The sequence below is a fragment of the Paraburkholderia ultramafica genome (assembly GCF_902859915.1).
Lineage (GTDB): Bacteria > Pseudomonadota > Gammaproteobacteria > Burkholderiales > Burkholderiaceae > Paraburkholderia > Paraburkholderia ultramafica.
This window is the reverse complement of the sequence record NZ_CADIKK010000082.1, coordinates 1-8,804: the sequence shown is the minus strand read 5'-3', so window position 1 is coordinate 8,804 and position 8,804 is coordinate 1. Positions and strand designations below refer to the sequence as shown.

The following is an 8,804-nucleotide window of genomic DNA, read 5'->3' as shown; positions in this document are numbered from 1 at the left end:
CCGGCACGGATCAATCTGGTCAGCCTTCAGAAATCGTCAACTGCGAAGACGGGGCCTCACAGTTGTCCCACCCGCCTGTCGGACCATACGTTTTTACACAGCCTCGGCCAGAAGCAGTCCGCCGCGCGCGCCTCCGCGAGGACATTCGAAGGTCGGCTCCGCTGAAATAGCGGCCCTTCGTTTTCAGTCCAACGCCGTGGCGTCATCGGGCGTTAGGCGGCGTTAGATCACGTGCTGACTCGGTTGCCAACGCAGGACGTCAGAGTGGCGATCGATCGAACTTAGCAGGTTGCGGAAATACCGTTTTGACAGGTGCCCGGAAGCCTTTTTCAGGGGTGCTCTACCCCTTACCCAAGTTGCGCGAGCGACTTGTAGGGCTTCCTATGCGGTCGGCTATTTTCTGTGGGAGCCCTCTCGGAAGTATTTCCGCAGCCTGTTAGTTTAGGTGGGATGGTCGTGCGGGCGTTCAGCTTCAGCGGCAAGCATTTTCCGTTAGACTGAGGCAGTGCGACGCAATGTCTTAGAAATAACCTTATTACAGAAAGTAACTAGTTAATGAAAGATCCACCTATTTTGGATCATCTAGTGTAGCCGTGCTTGAGCGTAGCTGAGGCCAAGCGGAGGCATCAGCATGATCGAAAGACAAGAGTCGTTCCAATCGCTGAAGCCCATCTCGGCCATCGAGCATGGGGATGTCATCGTCGGTAAGATTGCAGCAGCCGTCCTGCTCGTTGCAATGATCATTTTCTGGCCTACACATGTAAAGGCACACGAGTGCCCAGAAGGTAAGCACAGAGACTCGGTTGGTTATTGTGTTTCACCCGGAGCCGATACCCCACCATCAAACGAAATTCTGGGACCTGGTGAACAGTGGGAGTACAGAGGCAACGGGGTGTGGGTGGGCATGTGTGTGCAACCAGTAGGTGAGTGCAGAGGCAAGACCTATGACGTTCAGATACCAGGCGGGTCAATCCCGGTGGGATCCACTGACATCCCTCCTAATAGTGGAGGAACTGAGGCTAGTGGAGGGTCGTCTGGCGTGAATGCACCAATACCGCTTACGGAGCCTCCCCCAGAACCTCCGGGTGCGCCGTTGCCTGACCATTCGTGTGCGGGATCTTCTTATGTGGAGGCTCTGGAGACGATCAGAAGGTCATCTCTCGATCAGTGTCAGTATTTCGTGTACATGCGGCGATTCGCAGCCCCGCAATTCTTTGGAGGAGGCTTTCGTGGCGATGCGCGCGAACCCGGTACTAGTTTAGACGCTACGTCTAGGACTTCGGGAGATTTTATCTTAACAAACGACGGGCGCGGAATCTTACTCAACGTTTGTTCGGACGAGTCCAGTTTCGCTGATCATACAGCGACAGGAATCCCCTCCGCGACTCTAATAAACGGCAACTCTTTGATTGACGGGTCCCCGTTGATCATCTTCACAACGCAGGGAGCGAACCCGCTTGTACCCGGTTCCCCAGATATTGATACCCGTCTGGATTTGCAGGTGTCAGAGAACTCTGAAAGCCTCACTTTGTCCGGCACTTTACGCGGTGACCCATTTCCCAGTGGAGAGGTATTCGTCGTCGATACCAAAGGAAAAACTAACCTCGTCACGTCGTACACCACACCCCTCGACAGTGTAAGCGGCCCTTTTATATGGCTTCCAGGAAATAGGGACATGCAGTTGCGCGCTTTCAATGTCACAATACCGAAAGGCTTGGGAGGCCTATGTGGTCGTACAACATTCCCGAACGACGCGCGAAGTCGGGCCGCGACGAGACGCATAGACCCGAGGAAAGCAGCGATCTCCCCGTTTAAGTGATCCCGACCGCTGACCCCGACCTGGCATACGCTTGAATTTGGCCGATCTGGTCGTCACTTTACCTGCGGGGCAAGTCCTGCTTCCGATCACTGGCTTGAACAACCACGGAGACATGAGGCGCGAGTTCCACACACGCCAACTTTCTACTGCAGCGTCTTGAGGAAGGAGACCAGGAGGTCTTCGAGACGCCTGTAGTGAACAATGTGCTGCACGCTATCCCACCGGCGATCATGCGCAATGGACTTCGGACGGAATCAGGGCCGGTAAAATAAACTTGTCCCAGTCAGGGCGTCTGTCCGAATTGCTTCGTTGTCGGTTCACGTCCATCGAAGGCGTTCGCATGATAGGCTGATCCGAGTCCGCTCCGGTCTTGGGGGGCGCTCATAAGCGGCCACTCGTGGTCCGGGGAGCGCGATTGGATGCAGATGGCTGCAATGGCCGCCGAGTAGGAGGCAGCCGACATGACAGTTCGGACGGCCGCTGTGCAACTGGAAGCGGCCGTCGCGCGAGTGCAGCCGCGCGTGACCGCTTCGGGTCGAGCACAGCCGACCGCAGTGTGCAAGACACCGCGGGCCGCGCGGCCGTCACCGACCGGCCATCTATGCGCTTCGATCGGCGCACCGCATCCGCGCGAGCTCGTAACGGACAAGTCCCGCGTGGAGCGCGGTAAATTTCGCACGTGCTTCGCGCCCCCCGCTTCGCACAACATGCTCTCCCAGCGCATTGCCGCACAACCGTGTTCTTTCCAACATACTGCTCATCTTTTCCTGGCTAGGATCAGCGCCTGGCACGAGGGTACGCGCGGAACAGGCTGGCTCAGTCACGACACCGAGGACGTTCCATGAACACGCGAAACAGCAACCTGGTCCGCGCGGCGCGGATCGGCAGCGCGAGCGTTGCGCTTGCATTGCTCGCCGCGTGCCATGGCCAAAGCAATTCCGGTCAGCCGAGCGCGAACCCTACGGTCAACTACCAGGTGGTGTCGTTTGGCGACAGCCTGTCGGACGTCGGCACGTATGCACCCATAGCGCAGCCAGTGGGCGGCGGCCGCTTCACGACGAACCCTGGGCTGGTGTGGACACAGGTTGTGGCGAACTTCTACGGTGGCACGCTGACGGCCGCCTATACCGGCGGGTTTGGTTTCCCGTTGACGGCCCACGCCGACAGCTTCGGGTATGCACAGGGTGGCGCGCGCGTGACGGACCCGAATGGCATCGATTTCAAGGCGAATGGAACCGGCGCGACGACCGTGCCGGTCGTGACACAGCTGCAGAACTACCTGAAGGCGCACGGCAGCTTCAACGCGAACCAGCTCGTGCTCGTGAATGGCGGCGGGAGCGACATTCTGATTCATGCGGACGCCGTTGCGGGCGGCAGTGAAACGGCCACGCAGGCTGATCAGGCAATCACCCTTGCAGCGCAGCAGCTGGCAGCCATCGTTGGTCAGATCCTGCAATCCGGCTCGAAGCACGTGGTGGTATCGAACGTGGGGAATGCCGGCGTATCGCCGTTCGGCGTCAGCAGCGCCGACCACGGCGCCGAGCTGTCGCTACTGGCGCAGACGTTCAACGCGGCGCTCACGAGCGCGCTGCAGGCAGCAGGGATTCAGAACCAGGTTATCGTGATCGACCAGTACACGTTTATCAACAACACCCTTGCGGCACTTCAGGCGAACGGCTTCACGGTGGGCAACACGGACACCGCGTGCAAACTGCAGCTGCTTTCGCAACAAATCCGCTTCAGTTCGCTGTTCTGCTCGCCTGCAACTTATACGGTCTCCAACGCTGACCAGACCTACATGTTCGCGGATAGTGTCCACCCGACGACGCACCTGCACGCGTTGTTCGCGAAGCTCGTCGAACAGGCGGTCACGGCCGCGAAGTAATCGTCTTTCGAACCGCGTACACTCTGCTACGTGCTCACGATCCTGCGGTCAAAGGCAGGCCTCGAACAACAACCCTGTATGAACCGTCCGTCGTCGCGCTACACCGAAGCCGGACGTTCGCGACGCGCAATAGAAGTAACGGCGACAGGCCGGAATGGCCGAATACCTGCGGCCGACACGAAGACGCGGATGGCCGTTGAGCTTTAGAAGCTGCCATTGGAGTAGTGCGGGATCCAGTGGCCGGATCGGGTCGCGTGCTGCCGCTTGCGGCCTTGCGAGGTTCGCGAGCGGCAGCGCCTGATGGTCGGGTCGTCGCAACTGGCGTTGGCCGCGCTCGGGTTCAGCATGGGGAACATCGTCTGCCCACGGTCGGCGAAGGGTGCGTCGACGGCTCGCGGTATCGGTAAGTGCCGCAATGGCTGATGGTTGCGCTCATGCTAGGATTTCCCCAACAAGGGAGGAAAAGCAATGACAGTGCACGCTATAACGGCGGTTCGGATGGACCGGAATTCGCAAAGGGTCACACACGTGCTTTGGGGGCAGGTGTCCGTGAGCGGAGAACAATTTGAGGTCGCGCCGCACGCATCGCCTGTAATTCATGTGGTAGACGCACTGGCCAAGGGCGACACTGTCGTAACAGTCTTTCCGCTTCATGGACAGCGCGTCGCTGGTCCTGAGGTCCGACGCGTCGTCGACGAGGCCGGACGCGAAGGCATCGAAATGGTGGTCGGTGATTCCGATGCGGGCCGAACGCTCGTGGACCTACCACGGCTTGATCACGAATAGAGCGCTCATCGGGTCGGCTCTATCGGGCGAAATTTGACCACCTGCACCCACGGATCGACTCTGAGAACTTGCCCCAAGGCTCGCGCACATCAAGGCCGGCCGTCTGGCTTGTCAAAAGGGCAGGTGGCGTGCTTCGTGTCTAGCTCGGACATGGGCATCGTCTGAACACGCGGGTGGGCTTGTCATCGCGCCGATGGATTGGCTCCGGCGAACTACTTGCTTATGGTGTTTCAGTTGCTACTTGACGAAGTCGTCGACGATCGCCTTCTGAGCCTCAACAGCGCTGTGTTATCCACACACACGCCACGTCTGAAGATCCGCGCGGCCATTGATAATCGTCCTATGGCATGACGTTTTTCGCCAAGGTTATGCACCGAAAAAGTGGATGAGCCTGTGGATAACCGCCGGCGAATCCCACGCAAGTCCATAATCTTACGGGCTTTCGCTGCGTCGCATCACGGGAAGGCACGCCGGACAAGGCGTCGGCGCACTCGAGCCGCGTAGGCGCACGTGTTGCCTGGTCTGGTCGACAGTCAGGGCAGGGCGGCGCAGCGACACCACGACGTTGCGAAAACCCATCTCTTAGGTTTATCATCGGCGTATGCCCACAATAGCAACGATCAACGGCTACCGCGTGGTGATCTACACGGCGGACCACCGACCAGCGCACGTCCACGTGATCGGCGCCGGCTTCGAGATCGTCTTTAACCTCAACTGCCCGAACGGACCGCTGGACGTCAGGAACATCGCCGGGAAGGTTTCAGACCGGACGATATCTCGCATAGCGAGCCTCATCGAGCCCGAGATCGTCGCCTTTTGTGCGGCATGGAGAAAGCATCATGGCCATTACTAAAGAGTCGATCGCCGCCGCTCGCAAGGCCGGCAGGGAACTAGGCCCGCGCGCCGTCGCCGCGCGCTATCGCCCGTCTGTCGGGAAGCTCGAGGTCGAGTTCGACAACGGCGTGACGCTCGCGGTACCCGCACGCCTGATTCAGGGGCTTGCGCGCGCCAGCGCTACGGACCTGAGCAAGATCGAGATCACGCCGGCCGGATGGGGCCTGCACTTCCCGCGCCTCGACGCCGACGTGTACGTGCCCGCGCTTTTTGAAGGCATCTACGGTTCTAAGGCGTGGATGAAGCAAGCCGCCCGCGTCGCGGGCTCGACACGCTCCGCAGCGAAGGCAGCCGCCGCGCGCGAGAACGGCAAGAAGGGAGGACGTCCGCGCAAAGCCCAAGAGGTGCACGCATGACGAATAGTCCCAGTAAGCACATTGGCGGCAACTTCGACGATTTCCTCGTCGAGGAGGCAATGTTCGAGGAAGTCGCGGCGACGGCCTTGGAGCGGATCAGCGTGCACAACCCACCTCACCCTGGCGAAACGCTGCGTGATGACGTCCTGCCCGCGCCTGGACTGGCCGTGACCGCCGCCGAACAGCTTGGCGTGACGCGCGCGGCACTCTCGCGCGTTCTCAACGGCAGCGCCGGCACCTCGCCGGAGATGGCGCTACGCATCGAGGGATGGCTCGGCGTCGATCGCGGCGGCCGCGCGGATCTTCGGATCGCGAAACAGGCGTCTTTCGACCTGTGGCAGGCTCGCGCGAACGGTGCGCCGCACGTTGAGCGAGCGTACGATCTGGAGGCCGTGTGACGCCGATCCGCACCGCCGCCGAGTACGAGCAGGCATTGACGATCGTCAATGCCATCCTCGACATGATCGGCGACGACGAGGATCATCCGCTCGCCGGGGCGTTGGACTTGATCGCCAACCAGGTTGAGGCCTGGGAGGCCGTGCACGTGAAGCTCGATGCCGAGCTATACAACTACGACACGTGCGGGCGTGACGACGTCTGGCTCGAGAACGGCGTGATCTCCCGCAAGACGGCGTATGGACCGGCTAATTCGATCATCGACGCCGACGGCCTGCAGGCGTTGATCGATCGCGCCGGCCCCGGTCGCCTCGTGTTTTGCCATACTGACGCCGGCTGGGTAAGCACGCCGACCAGGTGAGGCTTAGCAGTGCCCTCCGAGATCCATCCGGCGACGTGGCGCTTTCTGCGTGGCATCCATCGTGAGTGGTATGCGCCGCGTCCGGAGCTCACGCTTACCGACTGGCTGAGCGACATGCGCCGGGCACACGCCGCGCTGCTAGGCGAGGACATCCAAATCGATCGGATGCTTGCGCCGGCCACGCTGGAAGGGCCGCGCGCTGCTGTCGGTGCTGCTGTATCACGGACTGCGCCGCGAGGAACTGTGCCTGCTGACCGTGCGCGACATCCACGCGCGCCGCGGCGTCCCGCACCTGCGCGTGCACGGCAAGGGCGGCAAGACCCGCTACCTGCCGCTGCACCCGGCAGCGCCGAGGATCCACGCGTATCTGGAAGCAGTCGGCCACGGCGGGGAACCGGCCGCACCGCAGTTCCAGCCTGCGAAGCGCCGGCAGGGCGCAACCCCGGGGCGCGGCGATCACGGCCGATGGCGTCTATAATTGCGTGCTCGCGTACGCGGCGCAGGCGAAGATCGCGATCGACGGCTTCGGCGTGCACAGCCTGCGCGCGACCGCCGCGACCAACGCGCTCGAGCATGAGGTCGACCTCGCGAAGGTGCAGGAATGGCTCGGCCACGCGAACATCGCGACCACGCGGATCTACGACCGACGCAAGAGCCGCCCCGAAGAGATTCGCCGACGTTTAAAGTGGCATATTGACTCGAACGGCGCCGCGGCGGCGAAGAAGCGCAGGACGGACAGGCACGCACGCGGGGCCGTCGAACGGGACCCGCGATCGCAGGCGCTTGCTGGAGAACCCATGAAAGACGAAATCGCACCCACACTGCCGCTGAACGAAACAGAAATCGATCAGCTTGATGATTTCTTGACCAGCGATTCCGCTCCCGATGCGGCAATGGACGTTTCGATGATGGACGGGTTTATGACAGCGCTCGCCTCGGGGCCAAACCTGATGATGCCTGGCACCATACTGGGTTGGATCTGGGATGCGGAGCATGGCCAGGGCCTGCCGACGTTTGCCAGTGCTGACGAGTCAAAAGGCATCGTCGGGCTGATCATCCGGCACTGGAATAGCGTCAACGACATGTTGAACGATGCCTCCGCCGGGTACGAACCGCTCATCCTTGAACACGAATCAGATGGGAGAGTGATTTCGGTCATCGACGACTGGTGCGAGGGGTATTACAAAGGCATTGCCGTCGATCGGACAGCGTGGGCGCCGGTGCTCGCGGAGCACCCTGAATGGTTCACGGTGATCATGCTGTACGGCACGGAGGAGGGGTGGGATGAGCTGAAACGGCGAAAAGACAGCCTCGATCAGCATCAGGCATTTGCCGGATCGCTCGGCAGGTCGGTGCAAGATATTCATCGCTACTGGGCCGAACAGCGCCGGCTGCAAATCGAGCGCGGCGGGATTCCCGGTGTGATGGCCCAACGCGAGCCGCTTCGACGCGCACCGAAGGTCGGTCGTAACGACCCCTGTCCGTGCGGTTCAGGAAAGAAATACAAGCGCTGTCATGGCGTGGTCGAAGTGGCCACCGGTTCCGGAAGCACCGGGCATGGCTTTGATCCGGAACAGGCCAGACGTGTTCTGACTGACGCTCAAGAGTCGTTGATTGTTTCCCCGCTGAGTCAGCGCGTCACACGCGACGGAACTGCAGTCGAGGTTGAAATCTACGGTGATGGCAAGGGGGCGTGGCTACTCGAAGTCGTCGATGAATTCGGCAATTCGACCGTCTGGGACAATTCATTTCCGACTGACAGTGCAGCGCTCGCTGAAGCCTTGAATGTGATCGACAGCGAAGGCATCGCGGCCGTCATTGGTTCGCCGCCAGCCAGCGCAACGCGCCATTGACTGTGGTTACGCGGGTCCATGGGACACCTTGGAGATTTCCCAGGATATAGCGCGATGCGCAGACAAAGAATCGCCATCATCGGACGGCGGGTGACAAGGTAACTATGATCTCGAGCGCCCGACGTGAAAAGGGCGCTCCGGTTCATTGTGGGCCGCGTGCAGCATGCAGCCACCAAGTTAAACTCGGGCGTTCGGCAGCCGTGCACGGGGCTGTTTCGCAAACTGGCAACCGTTGCCGCTTGAAACTGTTGCCGGCCGCGCTTCGTGTTGCTCAGGCTATCCGACATTCCCCGGTTGCCTGACAGGCTTGGGATTTTTCTTCCTTCTCACCCGTGCCGCCAAAAGTAAGCGCCTCGCCTGGACCGTTCAGGTTTTTCTGGACTAAGCGATGTGAAGCGGCACATGCTATCTCCTTTGGGCATTTTGCGTTACCCGGTAACGGGTCCGGATATAT

General features: G+C 60.7%; 9 protein-coding genes. 7 read left to right on the top strand and 2 right to left on the bottom strand.

The window, feature by feature from the left end; translation table 11 throughout:
- The first annotated feature begins 2,660 nt into the window (after positions 1 to 2,660).
- Positions 2,661 to 3,704 (top strand): SGNH/GDSL hydrolase family protein, encoded by a 1,044-nt coding sequence (locus HV744_RS35600; protein ID WP_175153937.1) that lies wholly within the window; start codon positions 2,661 to 2,663, stop codon positions 3,702 to 3,704.
- Positions 3,705 to 3,907: 203 nt separating this feature from the next.
- On the opposite strand, the gene HV744_RS36950 is transcribed toward HV744_RS35600, so the two are convergent.
- The gene (locus HV744_RS36950; RefSeq protein ID WP_217469209.1) at positions 3,908 to 4,051 is read right to left on the bottom strand and encodes a DUF1643 domain-containing protein; all 144 of its coding nucleotides are present in this window, start codon (positions 4,049 to 4,051) and stop codon (positions 3,908 to 3,910) included.
- A 1,073-nt stretch (positions 4,052 to 5,124) separates the two neighbouring features.
- Between HV744_RS36950 and HV744_RS35590 the strand changes: the two genes are divergently transcribed.
- The 6 genes from HV744_RS35590 (at position 5,125) to HV744_RS36935 (ending at position 8,350) form a co-directional block, all read left to right on the top strand.
- Positions 5,125 to 5,343, top strand: a complete 219-nt coding sequence (locus tag HV744_RS35590) for a DUF4160 domain-containing protein (RefSeq protein ID WP_217469208.1) — start codon at positions 5,125 to 5,127, stop codon at positions 5,341 to 5,343.
- A complete protein-coding gene (locus HV744_RS35585; RefSeq protein ID WP_175153935.1) occupies positions 5,330 to 5,740 on the top strand; it encodes a DUF2442 domain-containing protein in 411 nt (136 codons plus the stop codon). Before HV744_RS35590 ends, HV744_RS35585 begins: the two co-directional genes overlap by 14 nt.
- Before the next feature lie 59 nt (positions 5,741 to 5,799).
- Complete coding sequence (locus tag HV744_RS35580; protein ID WP_175153939.1) at positions 5,800 to 6,138, top strand: HigA family addiction module antitoxin; 339 nt, start codon at positions 5,800 to 5,802, stop codon at positions 6,136 to 6,138.
- Complete coding sequence (locus HV744_RS35575) at positions 6,135 to 6,497, top strand: hypothetical protein (protein ID WP_175153934.1); 363 nt, start codon at positions 6,135 to 6,137, stop codon at positions 6,495 to 6,497. Before HV744_RS35580 ends, HV744_RS35575 begins: the two co-directional genes overlap by 4 nt.
- 169 nt (positions 6,498 to 6,666) lie before the next feature.
- Positions 6,667 to 6,975 (top strand): tyrosine-type recombinase/integrase, encoded by a 309-nt coding sequence (locus HV744_RS36945; RefSeq protein ID WP_217469207.1) that lies wholly within the window; start codon positions 6,667 to 6,669, stop codon positions 6,973 to 6,975.
- Between the two features lie 4 nt (positions 6,976 to 6,979).
- Positions 6,980 to 8,350, top strand: a complete 1,371-nt coding sequence (locus HV744_RS36935; protein ID WP_281363700.1) for a UPF0149 family protein — start codon at positions 6,980 to 6,982, stop codon at positions 8,348 to 8,350.
- A 271-nt stretch (positions 8,351 to 8,621) separates the two neighbouring features.
- Here HV744_RS36935 and HV744_RS36930 read toward each other — a convergent pair.
- Positions 8,622 to 8,804: hypothetical protein (locus HV744_RS36930; protein ID WP_217469205.1), on the bottom strand; the 183-nt coding region annotated here is incomplete at its 5' end.

Coding starts and splice junctions, on each gene's coding strand:
- HV744_RS35600 (WP_175153937.1), top strand. CDS start 2,661: ATGAACACGCGAAACAGCAACCTGGTCCGCGCGGCGCGGATCGGCAGC.
- HV744_RS36950 (WP_217469209.1), bottom strand. CDS start 4,051: ATGCTGAACCCGAGCGCGGCCAACGCCAGTTGCGACGACCCGACCATC.
- HV744_RS35585 (WP_175153935.1), top strand. CDS start 5,330: ATGGCCATTACTAAAGAGTCGATCGCCGCCGCTCGCAAGGCCGGCAGG.
- HV744_RS35580 (WP_175153939.1), top strand. CDS start 5,800: ATGTTCGAGGAAGTCGCGGCGACGGCCTTGGAGCGGATCAGCGTGCAC.